This is a genomic window from Nocardia sp. NPDC049935 (assembly GCF_055586645.1).
The window spans coordinates 392,204-415,974 of the sequence record NZ_JBVJHV010000005.1; the positions used below are offsets into that span (position 1 = coordinate 392,204).

A 23,771-nucleotide genomic window follows, 5' to 3' on the forward strand; every position below is an offset into this window, starting at 1 on the left:
GGCACCGGACAGCACCCGATGGAGCGCGCATGGTCAACACTGATTCCCCCACGACCCAACCGGCGGGCTTCGCCGCGGTGCACGACGGCCGGGTGCTGCGGGTGACGCTCACCAAGCCCAAACGCAAGAACGCCATCGACTACGACACGATGGTCGCGCTCGGTGACACCTTCCTGGCCGCCGCCACGGACAAATCCGTCCGCGTCGTCGTGCTCACCGGAGAGGGCGGCGATTTCTGCACCGGCGCCGACCTCGCCGCCAGCGCCGCCGAGGGCTCCCGCGGGATCACCCCCGATATGGTCATGGACGCCGCCAACCGCCTGGTCCGCGCGATTGTAGACCTGCCGGTCCCGGTGATCGCCCGCATCCAGGGCGCGACCGCGGGCGTCGGGGTCGGCATCGCGCTCGCGGCCGACCTCGTCTACGCCCAGGCCGACTCGTATCTGCTGCTGGCGTTCGTCAATATCGGCCTCATGCCCGACGGTGGCGCCGCCGCCCTCGTGGCCGCCGCGGCGGGCCGCCCGCTGGCCGCCCGTATGGCCCTGCTCGGCGAACGCCTCCCCGCCACCGTCGCCCGCGACGAAGGCCTGTTCGCCGACGTCCTGGCCACCCCCGAGGAACTGGACGCCGCCGTCGAGGCCGCCGCCGACAAGATCTCCCACGGCCCCCGCCGCGCTCTGGAGCTCACCAAGACGGCCCTCAACCGCGCCACCCTCACCGCCCTGGACACCGCCCTGGCCGAGGAGAAGGCCGGCCAGATCGAACTCCTGCAGTCCCCCGACTTCTTCGAGGGCGCCGCCGCCATGCTCGGCAAGCGCAAGGCCGCCTTCGCGGAGTAGAACAGCACCCGAATACGAGAACGGGCCGGTCCTGATGGACCGGCCCGTTCTCGTATTCGGCGATTCGCGGATCCGGCCGGTTTCCCGGCCGGCCCGAGTCACAGTCCTACACTCCCAGCCCCTTGGCCAGTACCGGCCAGGACGCCAGGAACTCGTCTTCCCAGTAGCCCCACGAGTGGGTTCCGGTATCGCGGAAGTTGAACGTCGCCGGGATGCCCAGTTGATCGAGGCGGTTCTTCAGGTTGTGGGTGCAGAAGTTGGTACCCGCCTCGATCACGCCGCCCACCAGGATCTGGTTGGCCAGGCCGTAGGAGCCGGGCAGGGTGTGCGGGCCGTCGAGGGTGTCCCAGCGGCCGGGCAGGCCGTTACCGGTGGAGACGTAGAGGTCGAGACCGCGCAGGCCTTCGGCGTTGACGTACGGGTCGTTCTTCACCCATTCCTCGGACCCCTGCGGACCCCACATGTTCTCGGTATCGGCGCCACCCCAGGTTTCGACGGTGAGGCGGACGAACTCCGAGCCGACCGGGTCGCTGGTCTGGGCGCAACCGCTGTAGGCGGCCGCGGCCTTGTAGAGACCGGGTTTGGCGATGGGCAGCGCCAGGACGGTGGTGCCGGAGGTGGACAGACCGGCGATGGCGTTCACGCCGTTGGTGCCGAGCGCGCCGTCCACCAGCGGGGGAAGTTCTTCGGTGAAGAAGGTCTTCCACTTGTTGCGGCCACCCAGCGCCGGCTCGTCCTTGATCCAGTCCGTGTAGTACGTCCAGCTGCCGCCGATGGGCTGCACCACGTTGACGTTCTTGTCGGAGAGGAAGTCCAGGGTGTTGGTCTGCGCCTGCCAGGACGCCGAATCCTCGCCGCCGCCGGCACCGTTGAGCAGGTACAGGGTGGGACGGGGTTCGGAGGCATCGGCCGGACGCTGCACGTCGACGGTGATATCCCGGTCCATGGCCGTGGAGTGCACGTAGAGCCGCAGGTTGCGGTCGTCCTTGTACTCGGCTTTGACGATGCGTGATCCGTCGGGGGCCGTGGGGTCGGCCAGCAGCGTCTTGGATTCGATGATCGGATCGGCCGCGGCGGTGCTACCGCCGAGCCCCGTCATCACTCCGGTGAGCACCGCAGTGGCCGCGACCATCGCCGCGGCGCGCCTTCCGCCACGCCGGGTGAGTCGACGTATCAATTTCGCACCTTCGCTTCGTCTCGAATTTTCATTCGGGCTCCGTCCGCACGAACCGGCCCCCGGACCCGAACGCCTCACAGTATCCGGGCGCGGGTCACCCCGCCCCGGGTATTCCGACCGTGTAGTCGTGCGTTGCGGACATATCGTTACCGTAGCGTTGCCCGTCGATCCGGCCGCGGCCGAGCACACTGTGGGGTTTCGGCAGCCACATGTACCGGCTGTGGTGACACGGAACACAGCGGTCGCGGCTCAATCATGCCCGCCCCGGTGGGAGGCGCCGATCACGACGCGCTCGACGCGGCCGAGATATTCCAGCACGCCGTCGCGGCGTCGCACGATATCGCCCGTGCGGTACAGCCTGCCACCACCGGCGGCGGCCACGAAACGCGCCGCGGTCGGTCCGGGGGCGTCGTAGTATCCGCGGGCCAGCTGCGGGCCGCCGATGTACATCTCCCCCGCCGTGCCCGGCGGCACCGGCCGCAGCCGTTCGTCGAGCAGGTACACCCGGTCGTTGGTGACCGGGCGGCCGCCGACCGAGCCGACGGTGATCACGCCGGTTTCGTTGTGCCCGTACCAGATGACCAGTTCGGCGCCGGGCAGCAGTGTCATGAACCGCTCGACACCGCCGGCGGGCAGGGCGGCGCCGTCCACCACGACCCGCCGCAGGCTGGGGTGGGCGGCCCGGCCGCCGCCGTCGGTGACCGAATCGAGGAAGCGGTCCAGCAGCGCCGGGACCACGTGCACGATGGTCACCCGGTTGGCCGCGATCGAGCGGGACAGATCGGCGGCGCGGCCCGGATGGTCGGGCATCAATATCTGCGCGCCGCTGTGCAGCGGCCGGAACAGCTCCCACAGCGTGATATCGCCGACGGTGGGCGCCGCGTGCAGCACCAGATCCGCCGAATCGTAGGGGTGGCTGCGCTGGGCCCGCCGCAGCCGCTCCACCAGCTGGCGATGGGTGCCGGTGACACCGGTGCCGGAGCCGGGCAGGTAGCGGATATCGGCGATATCGTCGGCGGCCACGACCGGATCGGCGGCGGGATCGGTCGGGAGGTCGAGGTAGAGCAGGTCTATCGCGACCACCGAGATCCCGGTGTCGGTGGTGACACCCTCGTCGGAGGTGCTCAGCACACAGATCGGCGCGGCCGCTGCCAGCACCCGGTCGATCTCCTCGGCGGGCCGGCCGGGGTCGACCGGCAGATAGCCGCCGCCGGCCCGCAGCACGGCGCATACGGCGACCACGAGGTCGATACCGGGCTGCATGGCCACCGCGACCGGGGTCTGCGCGTGGACCCCGAACCGGATGAGTTCCACGGCCAGCGCCCGGGATTTGCGATCCAGCTCGGCGTAACTGAGCACCCGCGCGCCCTGCCGGACCGCCGGTACCGCGGGCGTGCGGGCGGCCTGTTCGTCGAACAGGGTCAGCAGCGTGCTCTCGTCGTCCCGCAGCCCGGCATCGAGAATCGGCGACATGTACGCGGTGGTCTCGACATCGGTCGCGATGGGCCGCAGGAACGTTGTCGGTTCCGGGTCCGCGGTGGATTCCGGTTCGGTCGTCAGTGTCGCCGCGGGCGGGTCCGCGGGCCGGCGCTGCGGTAGCGGAGACAGACCGGGATCGGATACCGCGGTGGGCTCCTGCTCGGCCCGGGCCCGACGCTGCGGCAGCGGAGATAGTCCGGTATCCGGCACAGCGGCAGGTTCCTGCTCACCCCGGGCCCGACGCTGCGGCAGCGGAGATAGTCCGGTTTCCTGGACCGCGGCAGGTTCCTGCTCACCCCGGGCGCGACGCTGCGGCAGCGGCGCGGGCACCGGATCATCCGCGGGCTCCGGGTGACCGGCGGCAGGTCCGCCGTCGATGCCTGGCTGGGGTGACGACGCGGGTGTTCGAGTGGCCGCCGGCTCCTCGGCCACCGGTTCCGGATTCGGCCGCCGTTGCGGCAGACCGCCTTGGGCGAGCGACGCGGCCGGATCGGCGCCGGGGCGGCGCTGCGGTAGCGCGGACGCGGGCTCGGTCCCCGGCGCGGCAGGCGCCGGGCGGCGCTGCGGCAGCGACACCGGACCCGGCGCACCGTCGGGATCCGGCGAGGTCTCCGGCACGGGACGGCGCTGCGGGAGACCGCCCCGGCTCGCCGATTCGGACTCCTGCCGCGCCGCCGGACGACGCTGCGGCAGCGACACCGGACCCGCTTCGGGGGTCACCGCGGAATCCGATTCCGGCTGCGACAGCACGGACTGTCCCGGCGCGGCCGCAGACTCCGCATCGGGCCGGGGTTGGCGCCGCGGCAGCGAACCGGCGCCGGCTCCGGGTTCGGATTCGGATTCGGGCCGCGGACGGCGCTGCGGCAGCGCGCCGGGACCGGGGTCGCCCGTCCCGGTTTCCGCCTCCGAAGCGGTCGTGGGCGCGGCGGAGCGCGACCTCCGCTGCGGCAGGCCGGCGGGCCCGGGATCGGAGGAACCGTCGGCGGGTGGGGTGCGAAGCCGGTCGGCGGTGACGGGCCGCAGCAGCGATGTGGTCTCCGCATCCGGCGGGAGCGCCGGGCCGTCCACGGGTGTGGGGACGTCGGCGACCGGGTCCGGTGCCGCGTAATCCGCCCGCGGCGACAACGCGCCGTAACCGGCTTCCGGCCCCGACGACTCCGCGGCGCGCGACGGCGGCTGTCCGCCCGGCGACGGCGTCTCCCGGCCGGCGTCCGGCGATCCGGCTGGGACGGACTCTTCCGCGGCGTCCTCCTGCCCGGGCCCGGGTTCCGGATCGGCCGGCCCGGCGCCGGGGCGCAGACCGTGTTCGGCGAGGCCGCCGAGGGCCCGGACCCAGTGCTCGGCGAAGGTTTTCACGTCTTCGCCCACGAATACCGCGGTGGCGTAGTCGAACCGGCACAGCAGACCGTCGTCGGTGGCGTCGACGGTGAGCGCCAGCGGGACGCCGTCGGCGGGTCCGTCGGTGTGGACCCGGGCGGGCCGCAGATCCCGGTAACGCAGCGTGAACCGGCCCGATTCGGAGGCGGCGAACTCGGCCGCGGTCTCCGGGTTCAGGTACCGCAACAGCGCGTAACCGGCGCCGCCCGCGGGAACGGATCGGAGCAGGTCGCGGATCTGCACCAGCGCCGCGCCCGCGGCCGGACCGCCCACCAGCGCCTCGGCGGTATCGATATCGGTGAGGTGCAGGGCGAGTGGGAACTCGGTGGTGAATCCACCGACCAGTCCTTCGCTCGCGCCGCTGAGCGCGCGGGTATCGGCGTCACAGCGCACCAGCGAACCGATCGACCGGGCCACCGTGCCCTGCTGCGCGGTGCGCAGCGCGATGGCGACCGCGGTGAGCAGCACTTCGGGCACCGTCGCGTGATACGCGCCGGCGGCGGCGGTCACCGCGGCGGTGCCTTCGGCGGTGATCGCCAGCGATACCCGCCGCCGGGCGTGCAGATCGGCCGCGCCGATCGGGGCCGTCGTGCGGGCGGCGGCCAGATTCCGCCGCCACCAGCCCGCTTCGTCCAGCAGTTCGATCGACCGGGCGCGGGCGTCCAGCGCCCGGGTGAGTTCCGGGAGCCCGGTTTCGGGAGCGGCGGCGCGGGCGGGGGCGCCCAGTTCATCGATGATGATGCGCCAGGACCGGTCGTCCACGACGAGCCCGTTCGCCACGACCACCAGCCGGCGTTCCGGTTCGGCGCCGGTGAGGACGAAATGGATATTGCGTCCACTCGCCGGATCCAGGGCGTCGGCGGCGGCCTGCACGACATCGTCGGTGGCCACGGTGTGCTCGCCCGATTCCGGGCCGAGCCACCAGTACTGGCGTTCGCCACGCTGGTCCCGGGGCGGAATCCACAGCGTGGTGCCCTGGTCACCGGTTTCGAGCCGGGCCCACAGCATCGGATGCCGCGGTACCAGCGCGCGCACCATCTGTTCGACCTGCTCCGGGGTGTGGCCGGCCGGGACATCCAGCACGATCGACCGGATCTCGACCCCGGGCGCCGGATTGTCCAGCAGCCGGGCGGCGGTGGCCGTGGCGGGCAGCTCCCCGGTGAACTCCGGATCCGCGGGCGCGGCGGGCTCCGGCGCGGTGGCGCCGGCGGGAACCGGATCCGGGAGCGGGCCATCGGCGGCGCCGGTGCGGCGGACTTCGGGGGCCGGGTCGTCGGCCGGGAGATCCGGGGCCGGCGGGAGCTGCGGGACACCGTCCGGATCGGGCAGCCGGGCGTGGTCGGCGGTCCCGTCGGCGCCGCGCTCGATCCGCTCGACCGTCGCGTAGGCCGCGGGCACCAGATGCGCGGGGATCGACCGGGACAGCGCCGCGCGGAAACGGCCCGGCGCCGAATCATCCGGATCGGAATCCGGCGCGGGCACCACGTACGCGGTCAGCCGGTTGCCCGGCCGGCCCGGCGCCGGGGTCCGGGGCAGCACCACGGCGTCGGCGACCTCTGGCAGGGCGCGCAGGGCGGCGGCGATGAGGTCCGGCTGGATCCGGTGGCCCCGCAACCGGATCCGGTCGTCGGTACGGCCGAGGTAGTCGAGACGCTGCGGCGTGGTGGGAGTGGCCTCGCGCCACAGCACCAGATCGCCGGTGCGGTACATACGCTGGCCGTAGCCGAAGGGATTGGCGACGAAGCGGTCCGCGGTCGCGCCCCGGCGCCCGGCGTAACCCCGGGCCAGCTGGTCACCGGCCAGATACAGCTCACCGGGCACCCCGGGCGGTACCGGACGCAGCCTGGTGTCCAGTACGTAGACCCGGGTGTTCCACTGCGGCAGCCCGATCGGTACGGAGCGGTCCGCCGACCCGGCGGCGGGCCAGGAGGTGGCCGAGACCGCTGTCTCGCAGGTGCCGTACAGATTGTGCACCCGCGCGCCACAGCGTCCACGCAAAGCGGACACCGCGTCCGGGGAGAGCGGTTCGCCGGTGACGAAGATTTCGCGCAGGGTCCGCAACTGCTCCGGATCGGCTTGCTCCGCGAAGGCGGTCAGCTGGGCCGGGCCGAAATCGGTGACCGTGACCCCGTTCCCGGCGATGGTCGCGGCCAGCCGGCCGAGATCGTCGGAGGCAGCCGGATCGGCGAGGACCAGATGCGCTCCGGCGCGCAGCGGCAGGAACAGACCCCACAGCGAGGTATCGCAGGTGGCCGGGTTCTGCTGGAGATAGACGTCGGTGAATCCGAGCGGGACCTGGGCCAGCATCAGGGCGATCTGGTTGTTGATCGCACCGTGCGAGAGCACCGCCAGTTCCGGGCCGCGCGCCGACGCCGACGCGCAGAGCAGGTAGGCCGCGTTCCCCGGGCGCACTTCACCCAGCAGATCCGCGGACTCCAGCGGATCGGCGGAGTACTGCGCGAGAGAGTTCTCGTCGGCCGTCAGGATGGGGACGGCCGGGCGATCGGGCGCCGGTTCCGCCGCCGCGACCAGCCGGGGTTCGTCCTGCCGGTCGGCCAGTACGCAGACGGGACGTGCGGTATCGAGCAACTGCGCGGTCCAGCGCGCGGGATCGCCGGAATCCAGCGGCAGGCAGGCGCCACCGGCGGTCAGCACCGCGTACAGGGCCACCACGAGATCCGGGGAACGGCGGATCGCCACGCCCACCACGGTGTCCGGGCCGACGCCGGCCGCGATCAGCCGGCGCGCCAGCCGATTGACCCGGCGGTCGAATTCCTGATAGGTCAGCTCGGTTCCGGAATCGGAGACCGCCGGAGTATCGGGACGCACCGCGACCGTGCGGCGGTAACCGTCGAGCAGGAGTTCGGGCGCCACCGGATAGCGGGTGTCGTTCCAGACCACGAGCAGGCGGTCGAGATCGGCCCGGGACAGCAGATCGATATCGCCCACCGGTCCGTCCGGATCGCCACCGGCGACGGTGAGCACCCGCTGCAGCCGGCCCGCGAATTCGGCGACGGCGGGCCCGGCGAAACTATCCGCCGCGTAGTGCAGCGCCGCCGCGATACCGTCGGGCGAACCGTCGGGCGCGCGATGCGGGTCGATGACCAGGCGCAACCGGGTACCGGGCGCCGGGTTGACCACCTCCACCGGTTCGGTCGACAGGCTCGGCATCTCCAGACGCGGGATATCGTTGTGCCGCAGTGCGACGGCCACATCGAATTGCGCCGGGTCCACTCCCAGCGCGGCCGTCATCTCCTCGAACGGCAGATCCGCGTGCGAGAACGCCGCACGGTCGGATTCGGCGACCCGGTGCACGAGATCGAGGAACGATTCGGCGGGATCGATACGGGTGCGCAGCACGACGCTGTTGGCGTACGGGCCGATCGCGTCGTCGAGTTCGCGCTCGTCACGGCCGCGGACCGAACTGCCGAGCACGATATCGCTGACCGCGGCCGAGCGGGACAGCAGCACCGCGAAGGCGGCGCGCACCACGATGAATTCGGAGACTCCGGCGCGGCGCGCGATATCGGCGACCCGGCGATGGGTGCGGGTCCCGATCTCGAATTCGTGCACGCCACCGCCCGCCGCCCCGGGCTGCGGATCGGCGGAGGCGAATTCCAGGCGCGGCGGCAGACCGGCGAGCTGTTCGCGCCAGTAGGCCAGACCGGTCGCCGCGGGTGACTCCGGGTCGGCGATATCGCCGAGTTCGGCCCGGCGGGCCAGGTAGTAGTCGAGGTACTGCACCGACAGCGGCTGCCACAGCGGCCGCGAGCGATTACGGCGGCCCAGGAAGGCGCGCAGCAGATCCCGCAGCAGCAATCCGGCCGAGACCTCGTCGGCGAGGATCCGGTGCACGACCACCGCGACGATATGGTCGCGGGGCCCGATCTCGGCCAGCGCGAAACGCACTGGGACCTGTTCCGGGTCGGCGACGTCGAAATCGGTACGCGCCAGCGCGGCCAGCCAGTCCGCCACCTCGTCGGCGGGCAGCGGATCCGCGACGACCTCCGGTACCGCCTGCTCCCGCGGCAGCACCACCTGATGTGGCTCCCCGCCGGCGGCCGGCGGATACACCGTGCGCAGCGTCTCGTGCCGGTCCACGACATCGGCGACGGCCGCCTGCATGGCCGTGGCGTCCAGCGTGCCGGACAGTTTCATCGCGGCGGTGACGGTATCGGCGACGGTGTCCGGTGCCGAGTGGTTGCGTTCCCAGAGGCGGCGCTGGCCGGGGGAAAGCGGTATCGGATCCGGACGTTCCACCGGGGCTTCGGCGGCAGGTGCGGGGTCGGCGATCTCCGGACCCCGATCGGCCGGGGTACCGGGGCCCGGCCACAGCGGGCCCGGACCGGCGGGGGCGGCGCCGAACGGTGCGGCGGCCGAGATCGCGGTCGCCGAGCCGGCGGGCACCCCGGGCCGCGGGAGCCCGGGATCGTCGGGAGCGGGAATAGCGGGCGGCCGGGAATAGGACTCGGCCGCCGGTTCTTCCGGACCCGACAGCGGGTTCTCGTAGAACGCCAGGGCGTCACCCGCCGACCGGGACGGCGCCGGCGCGGTCGCCCGGCCCGGCACACCGGCCGGTTCGCCCGGAGTCGGAAGCTGCCGGCCGCCGCTCAGCCAGTCGTCGGCGGCCGGCGGCCGGGGCGCGGCCGGTTCGTGGGCGGGCGCCGATTCCGGTGGGTTCGCGGCACTCCGGTGATCGCGTCCGCCCAGCGTCTGCTGCCGGTCGGGCATCTCCAGATAACCGCGTCCGGGCAGGTCCAGATCGCGCTTCGCCGAGGCGAGCCGGTCGTCGGGCTCCCGTTCCGGATAGGCGGCGGTGGCCTCGCGGATCGGCAGGCTCTCCTCGTAATCGGGTAGTGGGTCGTATCGCGCCGACCGGCCGGGCACGTCCTCGGGCAGGCCGGCACCGGCGACCGCCGCGGCCTCGGGGCCGTCCGGTTCCCCGGTACCCGGCGCCATCACCCGGCCCACATACTCCATTTCGCCGCCGGCGATGCGGCGCACCAGATCACCGGTGCGGTAGAGGCGGGACCCGTCCGCGGCCAGCGGATCGGCGACCAGCAGTTGCGCGGTCCGGCCGGGACGCCGGCGATAACCGCGGGCCAGCTGCGGCCCGCCGAGGTAGAGCTCGCCCACGGTGCCGTCGGGTACCGCCGCCAGCCGCTCGTCCAGGATATGGGCCGTCACGCCGCGGATCGGCGTACCGAGCGTGGGCGGGCCGCCGGGCGCCAGCGGGGAACTGATATTGGTCATGATCGTGGCCTCGGCCGGACCGTAGCCCTGGTAGAAGGCGCGGGTCAGGCCGCCGCCCACCGGGATCGCCCAGCGCCCGACCAGTTCCGGCGGGCACGGCCGGCGACCGGTCACCACGACGCTCAGTTCGTCGAGCCCCGCCGGATCGATCGCGGGTAACGCCTCCGCGGGCAGATACGCATGGGTCACCCCGGTGCGCCGCAGCAGGGCGGTGAGTTCGTCCGGCGCGTTCACCAGCGGCGACACCACGACCATGGTCGCCGCGCCGCCGAGAGCCAGCAGCAGTTCCAGCACCGCCGAATCCGAGGGCAGCGGGGCGAAGTTCAGGGTGCGGTCCTCGGGTTCCACCCGGTAGCGGCCCTGCTGTTCGGCGCACAGCCCGGAGAGGCCGGCCTGGGTGACCACCACACCGTCCGGTGAGGTCTCGCCGTCACTGGCGTAGCTGATGTAGGCCGGATGCTCGGCCCGCAGCGGGCGGATGCGATCGGCATAGGTGACCGGGTCGGCGGAGAACTGTTCCAGCGTCCGGGCGGCCTCGATCGTGTCGACCTGCAGCCATTCGACCTCATCGGGCAGCTCGTTGCGCACCCAGGACACCGCCAGGCCGTAGACCGCGCCGGCGTCGACCAGCAGATGCGCGAACCAGCCCGGCGGATAGGCCGGGTCGATGGGGACGAACCCGGCCCCGGTCTTGGCGACCGCCCACACTGCCAGCACCGCGTCCAGCGAACGCGGGATGGCCACCGCGACCAGATCCTCCGGGCCGATACCGCGGGCCATGAGCGCCCGGGCCAGCCGGCTCGACCAGGCATCCAGATCGGCGTAGCTGACCTGCTCCAGGGGACCGGTGCCGTCGGCGAGAACGAGTGCGGCGCCGTCCGGATTGGTCTCCACGGCATTGGCGATCAGCTGCGGCAGAGTGGTCACGCGGGGCCGCCGGGTTCGGTGGGGCCGGGTCCGGACTGGCCGCGTCATACCGACTTCGCCCTCCGGACGTGGTCACACCGCGCACCGACTACCGCATCCATCTGTCCGCCTCGCCTGCCTATCGCACTTCACCGCCGCGCCGTACCGTGGCCGCGGCTTGGATGCAGCCTGCCACAATGCGCCGCCGCCCGGTATGGCACCCGGCAGGTTACCGGCCCGGACCGCCGACAGCTACACGTCATCGGGCGTCGTCGCCGCTCGGTGCCCGTTTCGCCCGGTACCGCCCGGGCCGGGCCCGCCCCGGCGCGACGCTATTTCAGCCGCTCGGCCAGCCACGGGCCGATGATCGACAGGGCATCCGGTGACGTCATCCCGGCGTGCGGGACAGGCACCGGATATTCGGTGACCGTGCCGGAGACATAGGGCTGCCAGTCCTGCGCCCGGGGCGCCGGCCCGCCGGGCCCGGGGGTCGGGACGGCGGCGCCGAAGTAGTCCACCGCGCCGTCGAACACTCCGGGCCGGTATCCGGCGATCAGCTCGGCCGAACGCACCGCCACCCGGTACACCTGCCGCAGCCGCTGCGGGGTCATCCCCACGAGGTCGGCCGGGATCAGCGCGTGCAGCCGGGCCAGCGCCTCGTCCGAGAGTTCACGGATATCGGCGCCGGCGCCCAGTATTTCGGCGCCGATGCCCAGTTCTCCCAGCGCTTGACGTACCGCGTCCTCGAAACCGGCGGTATCGGGGTCGGGATGGCTGTCCAGCAGCGCCAGCAGTTCGACGGTCTGCCCGGACTGCTGCAGTCCGGTCGCGATCGCGTGCGCCAGCACCCCGCCCAGCGACCAGCCGAGCAGCCGGTAGGGCCCCTCGGGCTGGACGCGCCGGATCTCGGCCAGATAGCGGGCGGCCACGTCGCCGAGCGAATCGGGTGCGTAGTCCGGTTCGGTGAGCGCCGGCGACTGGATACCGTAGATCGGCTGCCCGGCCGGGAGTTCCCCGGCCAGTCCGGCATAGCACCAGGCCAGACCGTACATCGGGTGGATGGCGAACAGCGGCGCGGCGGAACCGGTTCCGCGGATCGGCAGCAGCACACCCAAACCGGCCTCGGCGGCATCGGGTTCCGCGTCGCCCGTGAGCCGGGCGGCCAGCCCGGCCACCGTGGCGTCGCCGAAGAACCACTGCACCGCAACGGGAATCCCGGTCCGCTCGCGCAGCGCCGCGACGGCGCGGGTGGCGAGCAGCGAATTGCCGCCGAGCCCGAAGAAATCGTCCTCGGCGCCGATATCCTCGGCGCCCAGCAGATCGGCGAAGGTCGCGGCCACCAGCTGTTCCATCGGCGATTCGGGGGCGCGGGCGCCCGCGCTCCCGACGACCGCCGGCGCCGGCAGCGCCGCGCGATCGAGTTTGCCGTTCGGGGTGAGCGGCAGGGCGTCGAGCACCACGACGGCGTCGGGAACCATGTAGCCGGTCAGGAATTTCGCGACCGCGTCCCGGATCTGCGCCGGATCGAGCACCGCCGGCCCGGCGGGGACGACGTAGCCGACGAGCCGGTCCCCGGCCTCGCCGCCGCGCACCGTCACCACGGTCTGGTCGACGCCCGGGCAGCGCAGCAACGCCGCCTCGATCTCCCCCAGCTCGATCCGGAAACCACGCAACTGCACCTGCTGATCGCCGCGGCCCGCGTATTCCAGCCCCGGCCGGTCCGGCCGGGGTGACCAGCGGCCGAGATCACCGGTGCGGTACAGCCGGGATCCCGGGGCGCCGTAGGGGTTCGCGACGAACCGGGTGGCGGTGAGTCCCGGCCGGCCCAGGTATCCGCGCGAGAGCTGCGCGCCGGAGACGTACAGCTCGCCCGGCACGCCCACCGGGGCGGGCCGCAGCCGGTCGTCGAGGACATAGGCGTTCAGGCCCGGCAGTGCCCGCCCGATCCCGCTGCTGCTCTCGGCGGTTGCCGTCTCGTCCAATTCCAGGAAGGAGACGTGCACGGTGGTCTCGGTGATGCCGTACATGTTCACCAGCTGCGGGGCGCCGGCCGGATGCCGGTCGAACCAGCGCGCGAGTTTGCGCGGATCCAGCGCCTCACCGCCGAAAATCACATAGCGCAGCGCGAATTCGGCGGGCGGGGCCTCACGGTCGGCGGCCTCGAGTTGATAGAACGCGGAGGGGGTCTGATCGAGCACGGTGACCCGTTCCCGGATCAGCAGATCGCGGAACTGTTCCGGCGAGCGCGAGGTCGGATAGTCCACCACCACGACCGAACCGCCGGTCGCCAGCGCCGCCCACAACTCCCATACCGAGAAGTCGAACGCGTAGGAGTGGAACAGCGTCCACACATCGTCGGCGCCGAAATCGAAGAGCGGCCGGGTGTTGGCGAACAGCTCCACCACATTGCGGTGCGCGACACCCACGCCCTTCGGGACTCCGGTGGAGCCGGAGGTGTAGATGACGTAGGCGAGGCTGTCGGGCCGCAGTGGCGCACGGCGGTCGGCGTCGCGGATCGGATGGTCGGCGAACTCCCCGGTCTCGGCGATCAGCACCACCGGCAGGTCACCGGCAGGTACGAACGCCTGTTCGGCCGCGGTGGTGAGCAGGCAGACGGGCGCGGCGTCGGCGAGGACGAATTCCAGGCGTTCGGCCGGATACCCGGTGTCCACGGGCAGATACGCCGCACCCGAGAGCAGAACGCCGAGCAACGCGACCGGAAGATCCGCGTCGCGCCCGACCGCCACCGCCACCAGCGATTCCGGACCCGCGCCCCGGGCGATGAGCGCCCGCGCCACCCGGTTGGCCCGGCGATGCAGTTCGGCGTAGGTCAGGGTGGTGTCACCGGCGCGGATCGCGGTGGCCGCCGGCCGCCGCCACAGCTGTTCGGCGATCAGATCGGGCAGGGTGGCGCCGGGCACCCACGCACCGCGGGTGTTCCAGGCGCGCAGGACCCGGTCGGCCTCGCCGGGCGCGAGCAGATCGATATCGCCGGTCACCGTCGCCGGATCGGCCGCGATCGCGGTGAGCAACCGCACGAACCGGTCCGCGATACCGCGCACGGTGGCGGCGTCGAAGAGATCGGTGGCATAGGTGAACAGGGCCGTCATCGGCCCCTCGGCGGCGGCCTCGGCGATGGTGACCTGCAGATCGAACTTGGCCGGCGGTTCCCCGGAATCGAACCCGGAGACGGTGAGTCCCGGCAGTTCGAGGTCGGTACTGCCCAGGTTCTGGAAGGTCAGCATCACCTGGAACAGCGGATGCCGGGCCGCCGAACGGACCGGGTCGAGCAGTTCCACCAGCTGCTCGAACGGCAGATCGGCGTGCCCGAAGGCGCCGAGGTCGGTGGTCCGGGTGCGGGCGAGCAGATCGGAGAAGCTCTCCCCCGGATCGACTTCGGTGCGGAGTACCAGCGTATTGACGAACATGCCGATCAGATCGTCGAGTTCGGCCTCACCGCGCCCGGCCACCGGGGTGCCCACGGCGATATCGCGTGTTCCGGACAGCCGCGCGAGCAGCAGTGCGAGCGCCGCGTGGATCACCATGAACGGAGTGGCGTTGTGCTGGGCGGCCACCGTTTCCAGCCGCGCCCGCAGCTCCGCGCCGATCTCGCGGCCGAGGGTTTCGCCCCGGTAGGACGCGACGGCGGGCCGGGCGCGGTCGGCGGGCAGCGGCAGTTCCTCGGGCAGCCCGGCCAGGGTCTCGCGCCAATACCGGGATTGCGCGCCGAGCACGCTGCCCGGATCGGTCTCCGCGCCGAGCATGGCCCGCTGCCAGACGCTGTAGTCGGCGTACTGCACCGGCAGCGGGGTCCAGGCCGGGGCCGCGCCGCCGCGACGGGCGGCGTAGGCGGTGATGAGGTCGCGGGTCAGCGGGCCCATCGACCAGCCGTCGGTGCTGATGTGATGGGCGACGAAGACCAGGACGTGATCATCGGCCGCCAGGCTCAGCAGCCGCACCCGGAACGGCAGTTCCCGGGTGACGTCGAAGCCCTCGGACACCGCCGACCACACCGCCCCGGGCAGCACCGTCTCGTTCACCGGCAGGGCCGGCAGCTCCACCGGGACGGCCGCGGCGATCCGCTGGACCGGACCGTCACCGGTCTGCGGGTAGGTGGTGCGCAGGATCTCGTGGCGGCGCACCAGATCGGCCACCGCGTCGCGTAGCGCGCCGGTATCGAGATCACCGGTGAGCCGGATGACCACCGGGATGTTGTAGACGGCGGAGGTGGTGTCGAACTGGTTGAGGAACCACATCCGCTGCTGGGCAAGCGACAGCGGAACCGGGTCGGGCCGGGCCCCGGCGACCAGCGGCGGACGTCCGCCCTGTCCCGCCTGGGACTGCGCGCGAGCGGCCAGGCCGCTCACCGTGGAGGCCTCGAACAGGGTCCGCACCGGCAGCCGGGTGTCCAGCGCGGCGCCGAGCCGCGCGACGATCCGGGTGGCCAGCAGGGAGTTTCCGCCGAGTTCGAAGAAATCGTCGTCGGCGCCGACCCGCTGGGCGCCCAGCACCTCGGCGAACACGCCGGCGACCAATTCCTCGACCGGTGTGCCCGGCGCCCGGAACCCACGCGCGGCGAATTCCGGGGCCGGCAGTGCCTTACGGTCGAGTTTGCCGTTGCTGTTCAACGGCAGTTCGCCGAGCACCACGAACGCCGCCGGCACCATATAGGAGGGCAGCGCCCGGGTGAGCGCGGTGCGCACGGCGGCGGTATCGATCTCCGCGCGCGCCCCGTCCCGCTCCGCGGCGACCAGATAGGCCACCAGCCGCTCACCGGCGCGGGAATCGGCCACCGCCACCACGGCGGCCCGGGCGATATCCGCCGACGCCAGCAGCGCCGCCTCGATCTCGGCCGGTTCGATCCGGAATCCGCGGACCTTCACCTGGAAATCGGTGCGGCCGCGGTATTCCAGTTCACCGGCCGCGTTCCAGGCGGCCAGATCACCGGTGCGGTACATCCGCGCACCCGGGGTGCGCGGATCCGCGACGAATCGCTCCGCGGTGAGTTCCGGGCGGCCGAAGTAGCCGCGCGCCAATTGCGCACCGGCGAGGTACAACTCGCCGGTCACACCCGGGGGCACCGGGTGCAGGCGCGGGTCGAGAACCTGGACCCGGCTGTTCCATTCGGGCACCCCGATGGCCACGCCGAGTTCGTCGGCGGCGGTGACCCGGTGGACGGTGATCGATACCGCCGCCTCGGTGGGCCCGTACAGGTTGTACAGCGCGGTATCCGGGCGGTCCGCGAGCACCCGCTGCGCGGTGGCCGCGGGCAGGGCCTCACCGATGGCCAGGATCCGGCGCAGCGATTGCGGGATGCCGTCGGCGGCGAGGGCGTCGAGCATCGACGGCACCACGTGCAGGGTGGTGACGCCGGTCCGCCGCATGAGGTCGTTGAGGTACACCGGATCGCGATGGCCGTCGGGCGCGGCGATCACCAGCGTGCCCGCGCAGGCCGGCCCGGACCAGAACTCCCAGACCGACAGGTCGAAGGTGGCGGCGGTCTTGAGCAGGAACGTATCCACCGAGCGCAGCCCGAATTCGGCCGTCTTCCAGGCCAGCTGGTTCACGATGGCGGAATGCGGGACCGCGACGCCCTTCGGCCGGCCGGTCGACCCGGACGTGAAGATCACGTAGGCGGTGTTGTGCGATCGCAGCGCGCGCACCCGGTCCCGGTCGGTGATGGGCGCGTCGTCGCCGTCGTCCGGCTCGTCCACGGTGAGCACCGGCGCCACGCCGGTCGTGAAACCCGTGGCGGTATCGGTGAGCACCGCGACCGGTGCGGCGGTCTCGAGGATGTAGTCGATCCGTTCCACGGGCTGGTCCGGATCCACCGGGACATACGCGCCCCCGGCGGCGGTGACGGCGTACATACCCACCACCAGATCGGCCGAACGCCGCATGGCCAGCGCGACCCGGTCCTCCGGGCCCACCCCCTGCGCGATCAGCCGCCGGGCCAGTCGCCGCACCCGGCCGCCCAGCTCGGCGTAACCGATCCGGGTCCCGTCAGCGGTGACCAGCGCCGCGGCGTCGGGCCGGGCCGCGACGGCGCGGTCCAGGACACCGGCCAGGGTGTCCGGGGTGTCGACGGCGTGCCCGGTGGCATTACGGCCCACCAGCAGTTCGTCACGTTCGCTCGGGTCGAGTAGATCGATATCGCCGACCACCGACTCCGGATCGGCGACCAGGGCGCCCAGCAACCGGTGCAGCCGCGCCACCAGGGTTTCGACGGTGGCGGCGTCGAAGAGGTCGGTGGCATAGGTGAGGAACCCGCCGATACCGGCCGGTTCGCCCGCGGCGTCGTAACCGTCGCCGACGATGAGATGCAGATCGAACTGGGAGACCCGCAGTTCCGCGTCCACCGGGGCCACCGAGAGACCGGGCAGTTCCAGCGCTTCACGGGCCACGTTCTGGAACGACAGACCCACCTGGAACAGCGGGTGATGGGCGGTCGACCGCGGCGGGTTCAGCACCTCCACCAGCCGTTCGAACGGGATATCCGCATGCCCGAAGGCGGCCAGATCGGTGACCCGCTGCCGTTCCAGCAGCGCGGCGAAGGTCTCGCCGCGTTCGATCCGGCTGCGGAATACGACCGTGTTGACGAACATGCCGATCAGGTCGTCGAGTTCGCGTTCGCCGCGTCCGGCGACCGGGGTGCCGACGGCGATATCGTCGGACCCCGACAGCCGTGCCAGCAGTACCGCGAACGCGGTGTGCACCACCATGAACAGGGTGGCGTTGTGCGCGCGGGCCAGCCGCAGCAGCGCGGCATGCGTATCGGCGTCGATCGCCACCGCGACCCGGTCGCCCGCCATCGACGCGACCGCCGGCCGGGGCCGGTCGGTGGGCAGTTCCAGGACATCCGGTACCCCGGCGAGGGTTTCGCGCCAGTAGCCGATCTGCCGGGCGGCCACCGATTCCGGATCGTCGTCGGAGCCGAGCACCGCGCGCTGCCACACCGCGTAATCGGCGTATTGCACCGGCAGCGGCGCCCAGCCGGGGGCCGAACCGGCACTGCGCGCCGCGTACGCGACCATCACGTCACGGACCAGCGGCGCCATCGACGAGGCGTCCGCGGCGATATGGTGCACGACCACCGCGAGCACGTATTCGGGCTCCGAACCGGCCGGGAGGTCGGCGATCTCGAGCAGCCGCACCCGCACCGGAACCTGTTCGGTGACATCGAACGACGCGGCGGCGAGGGCATACACCTGTGCCGGCACACCGGCCGCGTCCACGCGATGGGCGGCGGTATCCAGCCGCACCCGCCCGGCGGGCAGCACCGACTGCACCGGGCCGTCCGCCGTTTCGGGGTAGACGGTGCGCAGCACCTCGTGCCGGGCCGCGACATCGTGCAGCGCCTCCCCCAGCGCCGCGATATCCAGGCTGCCGGTGAGGCGCAGCGCGAACGGCAGGTTGTAGGCAGCCGATCCCGCGGCGGCGGCCGCGTCCTCGCCCTGATCGAACCGGTTGAGGAACCACATCCGCTGCTGCGCCAGCGACAGCGGCAAGACCTCCGGACGTTCGATACCGGCGAGGGTGATTCCGCGCCCGTCGTGGGTCTGCGATTCCACGACCGCCGCCAGCGCGGTGACGGTCGGGGTTTCGAACAGCGCGCGAACCGGCACCGTCGCGCCGACCGCCGCGCCGAGCCGGGCCACCGCCCGGGTGGCGACCAGCGAGTTACCGCCCAGCGCGAAGAAGTCGTCGTCGGCGCCGACCCGGGTCACGCCCAGCACCTCGCCGAACACTCCGGCGACGATCTCCTCCACCGGAGTGGCCGGCGCCCGGAAATCACGTCCGGTGAATTCAGGGGCGGGCAGCGCCTTGCGATCCAGCTTGCCGCTCGGGTTGAGCGGGAAGGCGTCCAGCACCACCAGCGCGGCGGGAACCATATACGCGGGCAGCACCTCACCGAGCCCGGCGCGCACCGCCGTGGTGTCGATACTCGCGCCGGGTGCGGGCACCACATAGGCGACCAGCTGGTCACCGAGGTCGGAGGCGGTCACCAGCGCCACCGCCTGGCTCACCACGGGCTCGGCCAGCAGCGCGGTCTCGATCTCGCCCAGTTCGATCCGCTGGCCGCGGAACTTCACCTGGAAATCGGTGCGGCCCTGGTAGTCCAGCACCACCGATCCGGTTTCCGGATGGACGCGCCAGGTGACCAGGTCGCCCGTGCGGTACATGCGGCGGCCGGTATCGAACGGGTCGGCCACGAACCGGTCGGAGGTCAGATCGGGGCGCCGGGTGTAGCCGCGGGCCAGCTGGTCACCGGCCAGGTACAACTCGCCGGGCACACCCACCGGAACCGGCCGCAACCGGCCGTCGAGGACGTAGACCCGGCTGTTCCACTGCGGCAGGCCGATCGGGACCGAACGGGCCGGCGACCGCTGCGCCGGCCAGTAGGTGATGGATACCGCGGCCTCGGTGGGCCCGTACAGATTGTGGACCGCGGCGCCGGTGACGGCGCCCACCGCGGCCACCGTCTCCGGCGGCAGCGCCTCCCCGATCACGAAGATATCGCGCAGGGTCGGGCAGCTACCGGGCGTGGTGTGCGCGGCGAAGACGGTGAGCATGGACGGGACGAAATCGGTGACCGTGACACCGTGCGCGGCGATGGCCTCGGCCACGTAGACCGGATCGCGATGGCCGTCCGGGGTGGCCACCACCAGCGCCGAACCGTCTCGCAGCGGCATGAAATAGCCCCACAGCGAGACGTCGAAGGTGGTCGCCGTCTTCTGCAGGTACACATCCCCCGGACCCATCGGGTACTCGTGCAGCATCCAGGCGATCTGGTTGGCGATGGCGGCATGCGGGACGGCCACACCCTTCGGGCGCCCGGTGGACCCGGAGGTGAAGATGACGTAGGCCGGATGCTGCGGACGCAGCGGACCGCGCAGTTCCGCCGGCCGGATGGGCCCGGATTCGTAGGGCGCGGTATCGAGTTCGTCGAGCGCGAGCACCGGCGCGCCGGACGGCAGCCCGGCGGCGGCGTCGGTGGTAGCGAGCACCACGAGCGGGCGGGCGGTATCGAGCACATGGGCGATACGTTCGGCGGGGTGGTCGGGGTCGAGCGGAACGTAGGCGCCACCGGCGGCCACGATCGCGTACATACCCACGACCAGGTCCAGCGACCGCCGGATCGCCAGCCCCACCAGGACTTCCGGCCCCACACCGCGCTCGATCAGCAACCGGGCCAGCCGGTTCACACGGGCGTCGAACTCCGCGTAGGTGAGGCGTTCGGATTCGTAGACCACCGCCACCGCGCCGGGATGAGCGGCGGCCGCGCGCCGGTAGCCGTCGAGCAGCAGTTCCGGAGGCAGCGGATGCGCGGTGTCGTTCCACTCGCGCAGGATCCGCAGCCGTTCGGGCTCCGCGAGGATTTCGATCTCGCCCACCGGCCGGTCCGGGTCCGCGAGCACCGCGTCCAGGACGCGCAGCAGCCGGTCGGCGAACTCCGCGACCGTCGCGCGGTCGAAGAGTTCGGTGGCATAGGTGAACATGGCGCCGAGGCCGCCGTCGTCGCGCGGGCCGATGGAGAGTTGCAGATCGAATTTGGCGACGGCGCCGTCGAATTCGACCGCCTGCACGGAGAGCCCGGGCAGTTCCAGTGCCGGGGTCTCCATGTTCTGGTAGAACAGCGCCACCTGGAACAGCGGGTGATGGGCCTGCGACCGCACCGGGTCCAGGGCCTCCACCAACCGCTCGAAGGGGAGGTCGGCGTGGGTGAACGCGGCGAGGTCCGATTCGCGGACCCCCGCCAGCAGCTCGGCGAAACCGCGCGCCGGATCGACCTCGGTGCGGAGCACCAGGGTGTTCACGAACATGCCGATCAGATCGTCGAGTTCGCGTTCGCCGCGGCCCGCGACCGGGGTACCGATGGTGATATCGCCGGTCGCGGACAGCCGCGCCAGCAGGACCGCGAGCGCCGCGTGCACCACCATGAACACCGAGGCGCCGGCGGCCAGGGCGAGTTCTTCGAGCCGCGCGCCGGTCGCGGCGTCCACCTCGAACCCGTGGATCGCGCCCGCTCCCGAGGCCACGGCGGGCCGGGGGCGGTCCGCCGGGAGGTCGAGGCGGTCCGGGATACCGGCCAGCCGCTCCCGCCAGTAGGCCAGCTGCGCCGCGGCCACCGAACCCGGATCGTCCTCGTCGCCGAGAACGGCCCGCTGCCACAGCGTGTAGTCGGCGTACTGCACCGGCAGCGGCGCCCACTGTGGCGCGTCTCCGGAGGTCCGGGCCAGATAGGCGGTCATCAGATCGCGGACCAGCGGTCCGATCGACGAACCGTCGGCGGCGATATGGTGCACCACCACCGAGAGCACATAGCCGGGTTCGGCGCCCTCGATACGGGCCAGCGCGATCCGCAGCGGCACCGCGGCCGCCACATCGAATCCGGTGAGCGCCTGGCCCACGATCCAGGTGTCGAGTTCGTCCGCCGCGATCGGCCGCGGGGCGAGTTCCGGAGCGACCCGTTCGGCGGGCAGCACCACCTGATGCCCGGCACCGTCCACCTCCGGGTACACGGTGCGCAGCGATTCGTGCCGCCGCAGCACATCGGTGAGCGCGGCCTGCAGCGCGGCGATATCCAGCGCACCCGAGAGCCGCACCGCGAACGGGATGTTGTTGGCCGCCGACGCCGGATCGAACCGGTTCAGGAACCACATCCGCTGCTGCGCCGGGGAGAGCGGGACACTGTCCGGGCGTTCCTTCGCGAGCAGCGCCGGGCGCCCACCGGTACCGCTCAGCTCGGCCAGTTTCGCGGCCAGTGTCGCCACGGTGGACGCCTCGAAGATCATCCGCGCCGGGACCCGGGCGTCCACCGCCGCCCCGAGCCGGCCCGCGACCTGGGTGGCGATGAGCGAATTACCGCCCAGCTCGAAGAAATCGTCGTCGGCGCCGATCGGATCGGCCGGGTTCAGCAGATCGCCGAATACCTCGGCGACCCGCTTCTCCAGACCGGTTTCCGGCGCCCGGTAGGTCTTGGTGCGCAGTTGCGGGGCGGGCAGCGCCCGGCGGTCGAGTTTGCCGACCGGGGTCAGCGGGATCTCCTCCAGCACGGTGATTCCGGCCGGAACCATATGCGCGGGCAGCCGGCTCGCCGCCAGCGCGAGCAGCTCCTCGGTATCGACGGCGTATCCGTCGGCGGCGTGCACATAGGCCGCCAGTACCGTCGCCCCGCTGTCGACCTCGTGGCCGACGGTGACCGCGAAATCCACCGACTCGTGGCTCGCCAGGACCGCGTCGATCTCGCCGAGTTCGATCCGGAACCCGCGGATCTTCACCTGGAAATCGTTGCGGCCCAGGTATTCCACGGTCCCGTCCGCCAGGCGGCGGACCAGATCACCGGTGCGGTAGAGCCGCGATCCGTCCTCGCCGAACGGATCGGCCACGAATCGCGACGCGGTCAGGCCCGGCCGGGCGTGGTAGCCGCGGGCCAGCTGCGCGCCGGTGATGTACAGCTCGCCGGTGACACCGGTCGGCACCGGTGAGAGCCGTTCGTCCAGAACGTATTCGGTGATCCCCCGGGTCGGCGCGCCGATGACCACCGTATCGCCGGGGGCCAGCGGATCGCTGATATTGGTCATGATGGTGGTCTCGGTGGGGCCGTACCCGTTGTAGAACTCGCGCGGCCGGCCGTCGGCCAGGGTCCCGGCCCAGCGCCGCACCAGATCCGGCGGGCAGGCCTCGCCGCCGGCCACCACGACCCGCAGCTCGTCCAGGTTCGCCGGATCCAGCGAGGCCAGCGCGGCCGGGGTGATGAAGGCATGGGTCACCCGCTCGCGGCGCAGCAGCCCGGCCAGTTCGTCCCCGCCGAACACGGTCGGCGCGGACACCACCATGGTCGCGGCGCCGCCCAGCGCCAGCAGCAGTTCCAGCACCGACGCGTCGAAGGACGGCGAAGCGAAATGCAGGGTCCGGGAGGAGGTGTCGACCCGGTAGCGGTCGTGCTGCTCGGCGCAGAACCCGGCCAGTCCGGCCTGGGTGACCACGACGCCCTTGGGGGTTCCGGTGGAACCGGACGTGTAGATCACATAAGCGGGGTGTTCGGCGCGCAGCGGGCGCACCCGATCGGCGAAGGTCACCGGATCGGCGGATTCGGCCGCCAGCCGCTCGGCGGTCTCGGCGGAATCGAGCCGCAGCCACTGCACCTGGTCGGGCAGGCCGGCACCGGAGTCGCCCGCCGACAGCCCGAAGACGGCACCGGAGTCGGTGACCATATGCCGCACCCGGTCGATCGGGTAGTTCGGGTCCACGGGCACGTATCCGGCGCCGGTCTTGGCCACCGCCCAGACCGCGACCACCGAATCCAGGGACCGCGGGATCCCGACGGCGACCAGGTCCTCGGGACCGATCCCGCGGGCGATGAGCAGCCGGGCCAGCCGGTTGGACCGTTCGTCGAGCTCGGCGTAGGTGAGGGTCGCGAGGGTGGCGCCGGCGTCGGCGTGCACGACCGCGATACCGGTCGGGTTCGTCTCCACCGCGGTGGCCATGAGCTGCGGCAGCGCGGTGAGCCGGGGCCGTCGGGTGCGGGTGGGCCGGGTGCGTGCGGGGCGGGTCATACCTGCCTCACACCCTGGACGTGCTCACACCGCTGTCCGACTACCGAACCCATCTACCTGCCTCGTCTGCCTCGTCGCCACCGCGGCGCACCCGGCGCGGCACAGCGCCGCCGCGGTACTCGCGTCGTGTTCACGCTCGCTGTGTTGTTCGCTCGCGTCGCTATCATTGCATCGGTCCGG

General features: G+C 72.2%; 3 protein-coding genes and 1 pseudogene. 1 reads left to right on the plus strand and 3 read right to left on the minus strand.

Features of this window, described 5'->3' with window-relative positions:
* The first annotated feature begins 29 nt into the window (after positions 1-29).
* A complete protein-coding gene (locus tag ACZ6SF_RS21610) occupies positions 30-839 on the plus strand; it encodes an enoyl-CoA hydratase-related protein (RefSeq protein WP_466063945.1) in 810 nt (269 codons plus the stop codon).
* A 106-nt stretch (positions 840-945) separates the two neighbouring features.
* On the opposite strand, the gene ACZ6SF_RS21615 is transcribed toward ACZ6SF_RS21610, so the two are convergent.
* The 3 genes and pseudogenes from ACZ6SF_RS21615 to ACZ6SF_RS21625 all read right to left on the minus strand — a co-directional run.
* Positions 946-1,971 (minus strand): alpha/beta hydrolase, encoded by a 1,026-nt coding sequence (locus ACZ6SF_RS21615; protein WP_466063946.1) that lies wholly within the window; start codon positions 1,969-1,971, stop codon positions 946-948.
* Positions 1,972-2,265: 294 nt separating this feature from the next.
* Positions 2,266-11,052: an AMP-binding protein gene (locus tag ACZ6SF_RS21620; RefSeq protein ID WP_466063947.1), complete on the minus strand. Its 8,787-nt coding sequence runs from the start codon at positions 11,050-11,052 to the stop codon at positions 2,266-2,268.
* 311 nt (positions 11,053-11,363) lie between these two features.
* Positions 11,364-23,534 (minus strand): annotated as a pseudogene (locus tag ACZ6SF_RS21625) (amino acid adenylation domain-containing protein); the annotation flags it as partial.
* Between the last annotated feature and the right edge of the window lie 237 nt (positions 23,535-23,771).

Excerpts from the sequence above, each read along its gene's own strand:
- ACZ6SF_RS21610 (WP_466063945.1), top strand. The coding sequence starts at position 30 with ATGGTCAACACTGATTCCCCCACGACCCAACCGGCGGGCTTCGCCGCG.
- ACZ6SF_RS21615 (WP_466063946.1), bottom strand. The coding sequence starts at position 1,971 with ATGGTCGCGGCCACTGCGGTGCTCACCGGAGTGATGACGGGGCTCGGC.